Annotated in this window: 15 protein-coding genes; 4 read left to right on the forward strand and 11 right to left on the reverse strand. The window is 72.7% G+C overall.

Annotation, left to right across the window (positions count from 1 at the left end):
* Window positions 1-112 precede the first annotated feature (112 nt).
* Window positions 113-1,489, reverse strand: coding sequence for a serine hydrolase (locus tag KBX43_RS25265; RefSeq protein ID WP_043329013.1), 1,377 nt, complete (start codon window positions 1,487-1,489; stop codon window positions 113-115).
* Window positions 1,486-1,830 carry a histidine triad nucleotide-binding protein gene (locus KBX43_RS25270; protein ID WP_013475524.1) on the reverse strand — a complete coding sequence of 115 codons (345 nt, stop codon included), beginning with the start codon at window positions 1,828-1,830 and terminating at the stop codon, window positions 1,486-1,488. Before KBX43_RS25270 ends, KBX43_RS25265 begins: the two co-directional genes overlap by 4 nt.
* Window positions 1,831-1,923: 93 nt before the next feature.
* Between KBX43_RS25270 and KBX43_RS25275 the strand changes: the two genes are divergently transcribed.
* On the forward strand, window positions 1,924-2,685 hold the full coding sequence (locus KBX43_RS25275; RefSeq protein WP_043329012.1) for an SDR family NAD(P)-dependent oxidoreductase: 762 nt from the start codon (window positions 1,924-1,926) through the stop codon (window positions 2,683-2,685).
* A 15-nt stretch (window positions 2,686-2,700) separates the two neighbouring features.
* Here KBX43_RS25275 and KBX43_RS25280 read toward each other — a convergent pair whose 3' ends face one another.
* From KBX43_RS25280 to hrcA, 3 genes are all read right to left on the reverse strand, one after another.
* The gene (locus KBX43_RS25280; RefSeq protein ID WP_043329010.1) at window positions 2,701-3,435 is read right to left on the reverse strand and encodes a 16S rRNA (uracil(1498)-N(3))-methyltransferase; all 735 of its coding nucleotides are present in this window, start codon (window positions 3,433-3,435) and stop codon (window positions 2,701-2,703) included.
* Between the two features lies 1 nt (window position 3,436).
* Window positions 3,437-4,582: a molecular chaperone DnaJ gene (dnaJ, locus tag KBX43_RS25285; RefSeq protein WP_176722776.1), complete on the reverse strand. Its 1,146-nt coding sequence runs from the start codon at window positions 4,580-4,582 to the stop codon at window positions 3,437-3,439.
* Between the two features lie 73 nt (window positions 4,583-4,655).
* Entirely contained in the window at window positions 4,656-5,678 is a 1,023-nt protein-coding gene (gene hrcA / locus KBX43_RS25290) for a heat-inducible transcriptional repressor HrcA (protein WP_030503120.1), read from the reverse strand.
* A 233-nt stretch (window positions 5,679-5,911) separates the two neighbouring features.
* On the opposite strand from hrcA, the gene KBX43_RS25295 reads away from it, so the two are divergent.
* Complete coding sequence (locus KBX43_RS25295) at window positions 5,912-6,556, forward strand: DUF4870 domain-containing protein (protein WP_082931180.1); 645 nt, start codon at window positions 5,912-5,914, stop codon at window positions 6,554-6,556.
* Between the two features lie 39 nt (window positions 6,557-6,595).
* Here KBX43_RS25295 and hemW read toward each other — a convergent pair whose 3' ends face one another.
* A complete protein-coding gene (hemW, locus tag KBX43_RS25300; protein WP_176722777.1) occupies window positions 6,596-7,819 on the reverse strand; it encodes a radical SAM family heme chaperone HemW in 1,224 nt (407 codons plus the stop codon).
* 19 nt (window positions 7,820-7,838) lie between these two features.
* Here hemW and KBX43_RS25305 point away from each other — a divergent pair, with 19 nt between their 5' ends.
* On the forward strand, window positions 7,839-8,624 hold the full coding sequence (locus KBX43_RS25305) for an enoyl-CoA hydratase-related protein (RefSeq protein ID WP_043331020.1): 786 nt from the start codon (window positions 7,839-7,841) through the stop codon (window positions 8,622-8,624).
* A gap of 149 nt (window positions 8,625-8,773) precedes the next feature.
* On the forward strand, window positions 8,774-9,634 hold the full coding sequence (locus KBX43_RS25310) for a hypothetical protein (protein ID WP_030503116.1): 861 nt from the start codon (window positions 8,774-8,776) through the stop codon (window positions 9,632-9,634).
* A gap of 12 nt (window positions 9,635-9,646) precedes the next feature.
* On the opposite strand, the gene KBX43_RS25315 is transcribed toward KBX43_RS25310, so the two are convergent.
* From KBX43_RS25315 to KBX43_RS25335, 5 genes are all read right to left on the reverse strand, one after another.
* Window positions 9,647-10,480 carry a carbohydrate ABC transporter permease gene (locus KBX43_RS25315; protein WP_043329004.1) on the reverse strand — a complete coding sequence of 278 codons (834 nt, stop codon included), beginning with the start codon at window positions 10,478-10,480 and terminating at the stop codon, window positions 9,647-9,649.
* Window positions 10,477-11,463 carry a carbohydrate ABC transporter permease gene (locus KBX43_RS25320; protein WP_043329002.1) on the reverse strand — a complete coding sequence of 329 codons (987 nt, stop codon included), beginning with the start codon at window positions 11,461-11,463 and terminating at the stop codon, window positions 10,477-10,479. Before KBX43_RS25320 ends, KBX43_RS25315 begins: the two co-directional genes overlap by 4 nt.
* A complete protein-coding gene (locus KBX43_RS25325) occupies window positions 11,460-12,752 on the reverse strand; it encodes a sugar ABC transporter substrate-binding protein (RefSeq protein ID WP_043329000.1) in 1,293 nt (430 codons plus the stop codon). Before KBX43_RS25325 ends, KBX43_RS25320 begins: the two co-directional genes overlap by 4 nt.
* A gap of 222 nt (window positions 12,753-12,974) precedes the next feature.
* The gene (locus KBX43_RS25330; RefSeq protein WP_043328998.1) at window positions 12,975-13,259 is read right to left on the reverse strand and encodes a GlsB/YeaQ/YmgE family stress response membrane protein; all 285 of its coding nucleotides are present in this window, start codon (window positions 13,257-13,259) and stop codon (window positions 12,975-12,977) included.
* 250 nt (window positions 13,260-13,509) lie between these two features.
* Complete coding sequence (locus KBX43_RS25335; protein ID WP_043328996.1) at window positions 13,510-13,797, reverse strand: GlsB/YeaQ/YmgE family stress response membrane protein; 288 nt, start codon at window positions 13,795-13,797, stop codon at window positions 13,510-13,512.
* Between the last annotated feature and the right edge of the window lie 131 nt (window positions 13,798-13,928).

Genomic DNA, 13,928 nt, shown 5'->3' on the forward strand with positions numbered 1-13,928 from the left:
GCCACCTGCTCTCCGCTTCTCTGTGCCGGGCCCTGCTGGCGCGGCGTACGGTTACCTCCCATCGTATCGGGTCGGCACCGCGCACACCGCGCCCATTTCCGGCGCTCGGCGATCAGTCACCGGCGCGGAAGTCGTACCCGTCGAAGGTCTCCTGGCGGCGGGTGAAGCGGTAGGTCGCCCAGTGCATCCGGACCACCACGCCGTGCTCGTCGCGCGTGAGCCGCAGCAGCTCCCCCACCTCGCGGCCGGAGACCGTGCGGAACACGTCCGGCCGGTCCGGCAGCGGCGCGAACACCGCCGGCGGCTTCCCGGCCGGGTCGTCCGCGCCCCGGGCCCGCAGCGTCCCGTCGTGCCAGGAGAAGACGTACTCGAAGCCCTCGCCCCACCAGCGGCCCAGCATGCCGCGCAGGTGCGCCGGCGCGGGCGGGCCGGGACGCCACGGCTCGATCTCCGCCGGGTCGTGCTCGGCGGCGGCGGCGAGCAGCCGGTGCGCCAGGTCGAACACCTCCACGCCGGCGCCGGACGAGCCGAGCACCGCGGCGCCCATCGCCCCGGCGGTGCCCTGCCCGCCGCGCCGCCCGTAGACGGCGGCGAGGAATCCGGGCATCGCGCCGTCGTGCCCCACGTGGGTCACCCGCTCGGGCTGCGGCACCAGGATCAGCCCGAGGCCGAAGCCGGCCGTCCAGACCGACTCGTCGGTGGTGGTGAGCGGCCAGCGCATCTCCTCGACGGTGGCCGCGGCGAGCACCGCGCCGTCCGGGTCGAGCGCCGCCGGGTCGGCCAGGAAGGCGGCCCAGCGGGCCATGTCCGGCGCGGTGCTCCAGAGCTGGGCTGCGGGGGCCACCGCGCCGAAGTCGGCCGGTGGCTCCGGGTGGGCCTCGTCGGAGTACGCGTCGACCAGGAACCCGGTCGCGGCACGCTCGGTCGGGGCCGGACCGGTGGCGGTCAGCCCGAGCGGGGCGAGGACCCGGTCGGCCAGCACCTCGGCCCAGGTCCCGCCGCGCAGCCGGGCCACCATCTCGCCCAGGAGGGCCATGCCGAGGTTGGAGTAGTGGAAGCGCCGCCCGGTGGGCAGCACCCGCTCGACCCGGGCCAGGTCGGCCAGCAGCTCCTCGACGGCCGGGGCGCGCAGGCTGTCCCACACGTCGCCGTGGGGCTCGCGTTGCAGGCCGGCGGTGTGCGACAGCAGCCGGCGTACGGTCAGCTCGCCGTGCGCCGGCAGGTCGAGGTGCCGCCCGACCGGGTCGTCCAGGTCGAGCAGGCCGTCGTCGCGGCACTGCATGACGAGTACCGCGGTGAACGTCTTGGTGACCGAGCCGATCCGGAACACCGTCTCCGGCCCCAGCGGGGTGTCGTTGCCGGTGTCGCCCACGGCGCAGGTCCAGAGCGGCCGGTCGGCGCGGTGCAGGGCGGCCGACACCGCCGGGATCCGCCCGGTGGCCTGGGCCTGGCGCACCATCCGGCCGAGCCGGTCCGAGACGTCGGTCATCGGCAGAGCATCGGGCCGAGCGGCGCGCCGCCGAGCAGGTGGGCGTGCACGTGGAAGACCTCCTGGCCGCCGTACGGGCCGGTGTTGAACATCAGCCGGAACCCGTCCACGGTCAGGCCCTCCTCCTCTGCCACCACGGCGGCGGTCTGGAGCACCTCACCGGCCAGTTCGGGCGCGCCCTGGGCCAGCGTGGCCACGTCGGCGTAGTGCTCCTTCGGGATCACCAGCACGTGCGTGGGCGCCTTCGGGTCGATGTCCCGGAAGGCCAGGGTGGTGGCGGTCTCGCGGACGATGGTGGCGGGAATCTCCCCGGCGACGATCCGGCAGAAGAGGCAGTCCATCGCAGCAGTGTAAGGAGGGGCCCCCGCTTAACGCCTCCGGCATGGGAAGGGGCCCTTCTTAACACCCCGGGCCGGTGCGGCAGGATGGCCGCCATGGCGGGACGGGCGGTGCTGGTGACGGGGGCCTCGCGGGGCATCGGGCGGGCGGTGGCGCGAGCGTTCGCCGCAGGTGGGGACCGGGTGGCGATCCACCACCGGGACTCCGCCGAGCTGGCGGAGCGGCTGCGCGCCGAGCTGCCCGGCGACGGGCACGTGGTGGTACGCGCCGACCTGGCCGACCCCGACGCGGTACGCGCCATGGTGGACGAGGCGGCCCAGCGGCTCGGCGGTCTCGACGTGCTGGTGAACAACGCGGGCGTGTTCGGGCCGGCCGATCCCCCGCACCCGGTCTTCGCGAGCAGCTACGAGCAGTGGCGGGCGCGGTGGCGGGAGGTGCTCGACACCAACCTGGTCGGCGCGGCGAACGCGGCCTGGTGCGCCGCGCAGCACATGCGCGACAGTGGGGGCCGGATCGTCAACGTCTCGTCCCGGGGCGCGTTCCGGGGCGAGCCGGCCAACCCGGCGTACGGGGCCAGCAAGGCCGGGATGAACGCGATGGCCCAGTCGCTGGCGGTGGCCCTGGCGCCGTACGGCATCGGGGTGGCCTGCGTGGCGCCCGGCTTCGTCGAGACGGACATGACCAACGAGCATCTGAAGGCAGAGCGGGGCGAGGCGGTACGCGCGCAGTCCCCGTTCCACCGGGTGGCGCGTCCGGAGGAGATCGCGGCGGCGGTGCACTGGCTGGCGAGCCCCGAGGCCGAGTGGGCCTCAGGAACGATCATCGACCTGAACGGCGCTTCCTACCTCCGCTCCTGACCCACGCCTCCCCCGCTACCAGTGGGTCAGGCGGGTGGCCAGGACTGTCAGGGCGGCCACGCCTGCTGTGGACGTACGCAGCACCGACGGGCCCAGGCGGACCGTGCGGGCGCCCGCCTCGGCGAACGTGGCCAGCTCGTGGTCGGCGATGCCGCCCTCCGGGCCGACCACCAGGACGATCTCCCCGGCCGTCGGCAGGTCGACTGTGGTCAGCCGGTCCTGCGCGCCCTCGTGCAGCACGAACGCGGCGGCCGCGCCGGCGATCCGGCGGGCCACCGTGGCGGTGGACTCGTCCGGGGCGCCGGCCACCACCGGCAGCCACGGGCGGCGGGCCTGCTTGGCCGCCTCCCGGGCGGTGGCCACCCACTTCTGCCGGGCCCGTACGCCCCGGTCGCCGCGCCACTGCGCCACCGAGCGGGACGCCGCCCACGGCACGATCTCGTCCACCCCGACCTCGGTCATCGCCTGCACGGCGAGTTCACCCCGGTCGCCCTTGGCGATGCCCTGCACCACGACGAGCCGCGGGACGGGCGCGTCCGCGTACCCCCGGCTGGTGACGCGCAGGTCGAGCGCGCCCCGGCCGACGGCGGTGACCACCGCGGCGGCGGTGCCGCCCCGGCCGTCGGCGAGCAGCAGCTCCTCACCGGCCCGCAGCCGCTGCACGGTGGCCGCGTGGTGGCCCTCCGGGCCGTCCAGCGTCAGCGTGTCACCGGTGGGCAGCGCCTCGACCAGGAACAGCGGGGCGGACACCTCAGGCGTGCCCGTTGAAGGCGTCGCGCATCCGGGAGAAGAAGCCGCCCTGCTTGGTCAGCTCGGCGACCTCCTCGCCGCGGGTCTTGGCGAAGTCGCGCAGCATCCGCTCCTGGTCGGCGTCGAGCTTGGTCGGGGTACGCACGTCCAGGTGCACGTAGAGGTCACCCCGGCCGGTGCCGCGCAGGTGCGGTACGCCCCGGGCGCGCAGCCGCAGCGTGCTGCCGGGCTGGGTGCCGGGCTTGACGTCGACGGTCTCCTCGCTGTCCAGCGTCTTGATGGTCAGCCGGGTGCCGAGCGCGGCGGCGGTCATCGGCACCGTCACCCGGCAGTGCAGGTCGTCGCCCTTGCGGGAGTAGACGTCGTGCGGCCGCTCGTGGATCTCCACGTAGAGGTCCCCGGCGGTGCCGCCGCCCGGGCCGACCTCGCCCTGCTGGGCCAGGCGGATCCGCATGCCGTCCTCGACGCCGGCCGGGATCTTGACGGTCAGCGAGCGGCGGGTACGCACCCGGCCCTCACCGGCGCAGGTCGGGCAGGCATGCGGGATGGTGGTGCCGTAGCCCTGGCAGACGGTGCACGGCCGGGCGGAGACCACCTGGCCGAGGAACGTGCGCTGCACCGACTGCACCTCGCCCCGGCCGGCGCACGCCTCGCAGGTGGCCAGGTGGGTGCCGGCGGCGGTGCCGGCGCCGGAGCAGGTGGTGCAGAGCACCGCGGTGTCGACGGTGATCGGCGCCTCGACGCCGAACGCGGTCTCGTTGAGGTCCAGTTCCAGGCGCAGGATCGCGTCCGCGCCGGGCCGGGTGCGCGGCCGGGGTCCCCGGCTGCCGCCCGCCGCGCCGCCGAAGAACGCGTCCATGATGTCCTGGAAACCGACGAACGGACCGGCGCCGCCGGGCCCGCCCGGGCCGCCCATGCCACCGCCGCCGGGGGCGAGCGGGTCGCCGCCGAGGTCGACGATCTGCCGTTTCCGGTCGTCCGAGAGGACCTCGTACGCGGCGTTGATGTCCTTGAACTTCTCCTGGGCCTCCGGGTCCGGATTGACGTCCGGGTGGTACTGCCGCGCCAGCTTGCGGTAGGCGCGCTTGATCTCGTCGTCGGAGGCTTCCCGGCTCACGCCGAGAATGCCGTAGTAGTCCCTGGCCACTGCGTTAGGTGTCCTCATGTTCGTCTCGCGTCGCTCCGGTCGTCGGCCGCAACCGGCCGTCGGCCCTGACTGGTCAGTTCTGGGCCAGCAGTTCGCCCACGTAGCGTGCCACGGCCCTCACCATGGCGATATTGCCGGGGTAGTCCATCCGGGTCGGCCCGAGCACGCCGAGCCCACCGACGATGGTGCTGCCCGGTCCGTAGCCGGTGCTGACCACCGAGGCGGCCCGCAGGTTGTCGAACTCGTTCTCGTCGCCGATCAGCACGCGGGTGGTGCTCGGCTCGGTCTCGCCGATCAGTTTGAGCAGCACTACCTCTTCTTCGAGCGCCTCCAGGATCGGCCGCAGCGAGCCCTGGAAGTCGAGCAGGCCGCCCCGGGTGAGGTTGGCCTGGCCGGCCAGCGCGAGGCGCTCCTCGTGCCGTTCCACGAGCGTCTCCAGCAGCACCGTGGACAGCGTGGTCATGGCCGGGCGCAGGTGCGGCGCGGACTCGTCCACCAGGGCCTGCACCAGCGGCGGCGTCTCGGAGAGCTGGCTGCCGACGAGCTTCTCGTTCACCAGCCGGCGCAGGTCGGTCACGTCGTCGGCGGGAACCGGGGCGGGCAGCTCGACGAGTCGCTGCTCGACCCGGCCGGTGTCGGCGATCATGACGACCATCAGCCGGGTGGTGGAGATCGGCACGAGTTCCAGGTGACGCACCTTGGACCGGGCCAGGCTCGGGTACTGCACCACGGCGACCTGCCGGGTGAGCTGGGCGAGCAGCCGGACCGTGCGGTGCACCACGTCGTCCAGGTCGACCGCGCCGACCAGGAAGCGCTCGATGGCGCGGCGCTCGGCGGGGCTGAGCGGCTTGACCCGGGAGAGCCGGTCCACGAAGAGGCGGTAGCCGCGGTCGGTGGGCACCCGGCCGGCGCTGGTGTGCGGCTGCCGGATGTAGCCCTCCTCCTCCAGCACCGCCATGTCGTTGCGCACCGTCGCCGGGGAGACGCCGAGCTGGTGCCGCTCGACCAGGGCCTTGCTGCCCACCGGCTCCTGCGTGGCGACGTAGTCCTCGACGATCGCGCGCAGCACGGCGAGTTTGCGGTCGTCGAGACCCATGTCCCCACCTCCTGACACACCTCGGCCGGGCCGGCACGCGGCATCCGCCGGGCGGCTGGCACTCGACTGTAGCGAGTGCCAGTCTACGTCGGCACCCCCACCGACGCGATGATCGCCTGACGGACCTGCGGTGCGGCCCACCACACCGCGCGGCACGCCAGGGCCGAACAGCCGGTCACGCTCGGTCTGTGTCGCCCTGGTGCGACTTGCCCGCTGGCCCTACCGTGACCTCCATGACTGAACCTCCTCGCCCTCCCGGAGCAGGGGACTCCGGCCCCCAGCCCGACCCGTCGGCGCCCTACGGCTCCGGCGAGCCGCCCACCGCTCCACTGTCCGGCGCGCCGGGCGCGGGCGGGTATCCCCCGCCCGGTGACTATCCGCCCCCGGGCGGCTACCCGCCCCCCGGTGCCCAGCCTCCGCCGGGCGGCTACCCGCCCCCTGGTGGTTACCCCCCGCCGGCCGGCGCGCCGGGCTACGGCGCCGGTGGCGGCTATCCCGGCGGTGGCGGCTACGGCCCGGCCGGGTACGCCAACAACGACGAGAAGACCTGGGCCCTGGTGGCGCACTTCGGTGGCGCCGCGGGCGTCATCATCGGTGGCGGTCTGCTCGGCTGGGTCGCCCCGCTGATCGCGATGATGACCCGCGGCCAGCAGTCGCCGACCGTACGCGCCCACGCGGTCGCGGCGCTGAACTTCCAGATCACCTGGACCATCGCCAGCGTCCTCGCCTGGGTGATCACGGTCATCACCTGCGGGATCCTGTTCTTCGTCCCGATGCTGGTCTGGCTGGTGCCGTTGATCTTCGGGATCATCGGCGGGGTCAAGGCCAACGAGGGTGTGCTCTACCGCTACCCGATGACCTACAACTTCGTGAAGTGACACCGCCGGCCGGCCGAGGGGGCGGCCGGCCGGCGCCGGTCACGGCAGCAGGTCGCGTACCACCGCGTCGGCCAGCAGCCGTCCGCGCAGCGTCAGCACCACAAGCCCCCGCGCGTACGCCCCGGCGTCGAGCAGCCCGGCGTCCCGGGCCCGCTCGGCGCCCGCCCGGCCGGGCTCGTCCAGCACGTCCAGCGGCAGCCCGGAGGCGAGCCGCACCCGCAGCATCACGTCCTCCATGTGCTGCTCGTCCGCGCTGAGCACCTCCCGGGCCAGTGCCGGCGAGGCGCCCTCGGCCAGCCGCGCCGCGTACGCGCTCGGGTGTTTGACGTTCCACCAGCGCACGCCGCCGACGTGGCTGTGCGCCCCCGGGCCCAGGCCCCACCAGTCGGCGCCGGTCCAGTAGAGCAGGTTGTGCCGGCACGCCGCCGCCGCCGAGCGGGCCCAGTTCGACACCTCGTACCAGGAGAAGCCGGCTGCGCCGAGCGCCGCCTCCGCGGCCAGGTAGCGGTCCGCCGCCACGTCGTCGGAGGGGTACGGCAGCTCGCCCCGGCGCATCCGCGCGGCCAGCCGGGTGCCGTCCTCCACGATCAGGGCGTACGCGCTGACGTGGTCCACCCCGGCGTCGACGACCTGGGCCAGCGAGGCGGCGAAGTCGTCTGCCGTCTCGCCCGGCGTGCCGTAGATCAGGTCCAGGTTCACGTGCTCGAACCCGGCGTCGCGCGCCTCCAGCGCGGCGGCGGTGGCCCGGCCCGCGCTGTGCCGCCGGTCCAACACCGCGAGCACCCCGGGTGCGGCGGACTGCATGCCCAGCGAGATCCGGGTGTAGCCGGCCGCCCGCAGCGTCTTGAGCGACTCCGGGGTCACCGACTCCGGGTTGGCCTCGGTGGTCACCTCCGCGTCGGCGGCCAGCCCCCAGACGCGGTCGATGCCGTCGAGGATCCGGGCCAGGTCGTCGGCGGGCAGCAGGGTCGGCGTGCCGCCGCCGACGAAGACGGTGTCGACCCGCTGCGGCGGCGAGTCGCCCAGCACCCGGGCGGCCAGCGCCAGCTCGGCCAGCACCGAGTCGGCGTACGTCTCCCGGCTCGCCCCGCCGCCCAGCTCGGAGGCGGTGTACGTGTTGAAGTCGCAGTAACCGCACCGGCTGGCGCAGAACGGCACGTGGACGTACACGCCGAAGCCGCGCGCGCCGACGGCGCGACGGGCGGTGGCGGGCAGCGATCCGTCGCGCGGGACGGGTTCGCCTTCTGGAAGGACGCCGGGCATGGCCACTAGTGTGCCCGGCATGACCTCTCCGGACGCTCTCGTGCGAGTCGCCACGGCCCGTGGGGTGACCACCCTCACCCTGGACAGCCCGCACAACCGCAACGCGCTCTCCACGCCCCTGATGACCCAGCTGCTGGCCGGGCTCGCCGACGCGGTCGCCGACGACGCGGTACGCGCGATCGTGCTCGACCACACCGGCCCGGTCTTCTGCTCCGGCGCCGACCTGAAGGAGACCGCCGCCGCGTACGCCAGCGGCACGGTGCCCGCCGGGATGCTCGGCGACGTGCTGGTGGCGGTGCGGGAGTGCCCGAAGCCGGTGGTCGCGAAGGTCGCCGGGCCGGCCCGGGCCGGTGGGCTGGGCCTGATCGCCGCCGCCGACCTGGCGGTCTGCGCGCAGGAGGCGACGTTCGCGTTCACCGAGGTGCGGATCGGGGTGATCCCGGCGGTGATCTCGGCGACCGTGCTGCCCCGGCTGGACCAGCGGGCCGCCGCCGAGCTGTACCTGACCGGCGACACGTTCGACGGCCGCCGCGCCGCCGAGGTCGGCCTGGTCACCGCCGCGGTGCCGGCCGGCGAGCTGGACGCCGCCGTCGAGCGTTACTGCGCCTCGCTGGTCAGGGGCGCGCCGGGGGCGCTGGCCGGGGCGAAGGAGCTGCTGCGCCGGCCCGCCGCGACTGACCTGCGGGCCGAGATCGCCGAGTTGGCGGCGCTGTCCACCGGGTACTTCCTCTCCGACGAGGGGCGTGAGGGCGTCATGGCGTTCCGGGAGAAGCGTCCCGCCGCCTGGGTGCCCGCCGGAGACTGAGGTGCGCGGCGGGGCCCGGCTGGTCACCTTCGGTGGTGGCGGGCCCCGCGCGGCGGCACGGCGCCGGTCACGTGCTGGCGGGACGGCCACTCGGCCGAGACGCGGCGGCGCGGGGCCGACGTACGCTTGGCGGACTGTCGGGACAGGGGGTGCGGGTGCGGACGCGAGCGGCGATCGTGGCATCTGGTGTTGCGGTGTGCGTACTGGCGCTGCTCGCGGTCTATGTCGTGACCAAGCAGTTCGGCGAGCACCTGCGGCTCCCCCTGGCCAGCCGGACCTGCACGGTGCAGGCCGACGGCGAGGTGGTGCTCGGCGCCGACCAGATGGCGAACGCGGCGACCATCGCGGCCATCGGCATGCAGCGCCGGATGCCCGAGCGGGCGGTGGTGGTGGCGCTGGCGACCGCGTACCAGGAGTCGCACCTGCGCAACATCGCGCACGGCGACCGCGACTCGCTCGGCCTGTTCCAGCAGCGCCCGAGCCAGGGCTGGGGCACCCCGGAGCAGGTCCAGGACCCGCGGTACGCGGCGAACAAGTTCTACGCCGCGCTGAAGAAGGTCAAGGGCTGGGAGCGGATGCGGGTCACCGACGCCGCCCAGCGGGTGCAGCGGTCGGCCTTCCCCGAGGCGTACGAGAAGTGGGCCGACGAGTCGGAGGTCCTGACCCGCGCGTTGCTCGGCCACGCGACCGGCGCGGTGGCCTGCACGGTGAGTTCGCCGCCGACGATGCGCGGGCCGGCCGCCGCCAGCGCCGTGCTGGAGAGCCTGTCGCTGGACTGGGGGCTGCCCCGGCTGGCCACGGCGACGGACCTGACCGCGCTCACCGTGCCGGCCGGCGACGACCGCAACGGCTGGCGGTACGCGCACTGGCTGGTCTCGCACGCCGACGACCACGGCGTGAAGAAGGTCCGCTTCGGCAACCTGGAGTGGACCGCCGAGCAGGGCTCCTGGGCCCGGGTGAAGGGCGACCCGGCCACCGAGGTACGCGCCGAGGTGTTCGCCGCGGCCTGACGGCCCGCCGGCTCAGCCCTTCACCGCTCCCGCCACCAGGCCGGAGACCATCCGGCGCTGCACCAGCAGGAAGAAGACGATCACCGGCAGGGTGAACAGCGTAGACGCCGCCATCACCGAGCCCCAGGCGGTGTCGTCGCGGCCGAAGAAGAACGTCATCGCCACCGGCAGCGTGTACTTCTGCTGGTCGTTGATGAAGGTCAGCGCGAAGATCAGCTCGTTCCAGGCGGTGATGAACGAGAAGATGCTGGTGGCGACCAGGCCGGGCGCGACCAGCGGGAACAGCACCTTGCGGAACGTCTGGGCCCGGCTGGCGCCGTCGATGGCGGCGGCCTCCTCCAGTTCCTTCGGCACCGCGGCGACGAAGCCGCGCAGCATCCAGACCGCGAACGGCAGCGAGAAGCCGAGGTACGTGAGGATCAGGCTGGGCAGCGTGTTGTAGAGACCGAGCCGCTGGATCATCAGGAACAGCGGGATGACCAGCGCCTCCAGCGGGATCATCTGCACCACCAGCAGCATGATCAGGAACGTGGTGCGCAGCTTGAACCGGAACCGGGCCACGGCTGTCGCGGCGAGCAGGGCGACCAGCCCGCTCAGCAGCACCGTGGCCCCCGCGACGAGCACGCTGTTGAGGAAGAAGTCGGTGAACGTCACGCCCGGGATCAGGTTGCCGGTGAGGATCTCCCGGTAGTGCTCCAGCGTCGGCTCGGCCGGCACCGGCCGGGGCGTGGACGAGAAGATCTCCCGGTTGGGCTTCAGCGACGTCGCCACCATCCAGTAGACCGGGAACGCGGCGAAGAGCGCGACCAGCAGGCCCGCGCCGTTGAGGGCGATCCTCTTCATCATTCGTCCTCCTGCCGCAGCACCATGCGGACGTACAGGGCGGTCACCACGAGCAGGATCACGGTGAGGATCACGGCGATGGCGGAGCCGAGGCCGTACTTCGGCGGCGGTGAAAACGCCTCCGCGTACGAGTAGATCGACAGCATGAACGTCGACCGGTCCTGGGTGCCGCCGGCCAGCACGAACTGCTGGGTGAAGACCTTGAAGTCCCAGATCGTGGAGAGCACCACGAGGATGCCGAAGACCGGCCGCAGGATCGGGAACGTCACCTTCCAGAACACCTTCCACGGGCCGGCGCCGTCGACCCGGGCCGCCTCCTGCAACTCCGTCGGCACGCTCTTGAGCCCGGCCAGCACGCTCACCGCGATGAACGGGAACGAGTGCCAGACCACCACGAGCGTCAGGATGGCGAAGAACAGCAGCGGGTCGTTGAACCAGCCGTACCCGGTCCAGTCGCTGCGCCCGAACAGCGCCGTGGACAGCCCGTCGGGAAGCTTGTTGAACAGCCACGTGACCAGGCCGCTCGTGTCGTCGAAGATCCACTTCCAGACGATCGTGCCGGTCAGCGCCGGGGTGGCCCAGGCAAGCATCACGCAGCTCGCCACGAACGTGGCCATCTTCTTGCCCAGGCGGTTGAGCAGCAGCCCGACCAGCGTGCCGAGGACCATCGTGAGCGCCACGTTGGCGACCGCGAACAGCACCGTGTTGCGCAGCACCGTACGGAAGAACGGGTCGCCGAGGATCTGCGCGTAGTTGGCCAGGCCGATCCACGGCCACTCGCGGTCGCCGCGCAGCTGCCGGACGCTGTCCAGCTTGTGGAAGGACATCCACACGACCTGGCCGAGCGGCCAGAGCAGCAGCACGGCGATGATCGCCAGGCAGGGCAGGAGCAGAAGGTACGGAAGGTAGTCCACCCGGCGACGGCGCCGCCGCGCGGGGGTCTCCCGCGCGGCGGCCTCGCCGGTGGCCTCGGTCAGCGTGGTCACTTGGCGTTGAGGATGCTTTCGATCTCGGTGGCCGCGTCGGCGGTGGCCTTCTCGACCGTCTTCTGGCCCTTGATGACCGAGCTGTTCATCGCCTGGGTCACCGTCTTGGTCCGGCTGACCTCGACCCACTTCGGGGTGAGCGGGGTCAGCTTGGTGTTCTGGATGGCCGTGGCGAACGCCGCCATCACCTTGTCGTTGGCGTAGTCACCGCTGCTGACCAGGTCCTGGTAGACCGGGAAGAACCCGAGGCTGCTGGCGAACTCCTTGTCCTTCTGCTTGCTCAGCAGCACGGTCATGTAGTCCCAGGCCAGCGCCGCCCGCTCGCTGTCCTTCCAGATGGCGATGTCGGAGCCACCGGCGAACGCCGGGGCGGCCTTGCCGTCCGGGCCGGGGATCGGGAACGTGCCCCAGACCTTCTCGATGTCCGGGTTGTCCTTCTTCATCGCGCCGCCCTGCCAGCTACCCGCGAACGCCATCGCGGCCTTGCCGGTGGCGAACTGGGTACGGGCGTCGACCTCGTTCCACCCGGCGGCGGCCGGCGGGGCGACCTTGTGCACCGTCACCAGGTCGGTCCAGAACTTGACCGCCTTCTGCGCCTCGGGGGTGTTGTAGCCGGACTTCCAGCTGTCCCCCTCCTTGGTGGCGATCTCCGCGCCGGCACTCCAGAGGAAGGAGTAGAACGGCAGCTCGGAGTTGCCGGGCAGGGCGATGCCGTAGGTGCCGGGCTTCTTGGCCTGCACCGCCTTCGCGGCGGCGACCATCTCGTCCCAGGTCGTCGGCGGCTTCACGCCGGCCTCGGCGAACCAGTCGGTGCGGTAGTAGACGGCGCGCACGCCGGCGTACCACGGCACGCCGTACTGCTTGCCGTCGAGCTGAGCGTTCTTGACCAGGTCGGGCAGGATGTCCTTGCCCTCGGACCAGGCGTTGAACTTGTCCGAGACGTCGGCCAGGGCCTCCTGAGCGGCCCAGCCCTGGGTCTCGGTGTTGCCCAGCTCGGTGACGTCCGGGCCCTCGCCACCGGCGAGCGCGGCCTGGAACTTCTTCGGCGCCTCGAGCCAGGGGATGTACTGCACCACCACGTCGGTCTCGGGGTGCTTCTTCTTGAACTCCGCCTCGACGCTGTCGAGGAACGCGGTCTGGGCGTCGCCGCCCTCACCCATCATCCACACAGTGAGCTTGCTGTTGTCGGCGGCCTTGTCGTCGTCGCCGGAGCCACCGCACGCGGTCAGCACCAACGCGGCCGACGCCACGATGGCGGTGACCGGAGCCAGCCGCTTCCACCTGTTCACGCCATATCTCCCTCAGGGCCGTTTGGCACTAACCTTCTCCGCCGCACCTTAGTAGGAAAATTTCCTTTACAACAGGGGGTGTTCGTGACGGAGGGCACAGGCGACCGTATCGCAGCCGGGGCCCGGCCGACATCGATGCCGTCCGGGCAGTTCAGAGCCCACGAACGCCGACGGGCGCCCGGCCGGTGAGGCCGGGCGCCCGTCGAGGCGCGTGGTGCGGGGTCAGTAGCGCGAGACGCCGCGGCGACGGCCGACACCGGCCACCAGGGCCACGCCGATCGCGGCGAACAGCACCTGCAGCATCAGCTCGCGCCAGTCGATTCCGGCGGTCTCGGCGAAGCCGGAGGCCCGGGCGACGAGCGTGCCCAGAAGCGCGGCGCCGACGCCGATCAGCATGTGCAGCCACATGGGCATGTTCTGCCGGCCCGGCACGACCAGCCGGCCCAGCGCGCCGACGATCAGACCAACGACCAGCGCCGTGATGATGCCCCAAACGGTGAGCTCCATGGTCGCCCTCCTCCTTAAGATCCGGTCACACGTTTTTGTGTGGTTACTGTCGTGATCGCTAAGTTCCCGACCGCCCGGAAATCCAAACCGACTCCGATGACGAATTGTTCAGACGTACCCTGACCTGCTGCTTCTCCCCGAAACCCGGCGCGGCGGGCGGGCCCGGCACACCGACGGGGTTCAATGCGCCGAATACGCCGACGGGTGCCCGGCCGATGCGGCCGGGCACCCGTCGAGGCGCGTGATGCGATCAGTAACGCGAGACGCTGCTGCGGCGGCCGACGCCGGCCACCAGGGCCACACCGATGGCGGCGAGCACGACCTGCACGGCCAGCTCGGCCCAGTCGATGCCGGCGGTCTGCGTGGCGATGCCGAGCGCGCGGGCCAGGACGGTGCCCAGCAGCGCCGCGCCGACGCCGATCACCATGTGCAGCCAGATCGGCATGTTCTGCCGGCCCGGCACGACCAGCCGGCCCAGCGCGCCGACGATCAGACCCACGACCAGCGCGGTGATGATGCCCCAGACGGTGAACTCCACGGTCGTCCTCCTAAAGCGATTTCGCACGTTCTGTGCGGTTGCTGTCGTGACCGCTAAGTGCCCGACGCATCGAAAACCGAAACCGGCCGCATCGACCGCCACCCTCCCGGCTGACGCGAACCCGCAGGTGG

This window comes from Micromonospora sp. C41, assembly GCF_018070485.1.
Taxonomy (GTDB): domain Bacteria; phylum Actinomycetota; class Actinomycetes; order Mycobacteriales; family Micromonosporaceae; genus Micromonospora; species Micromonospora chalcea.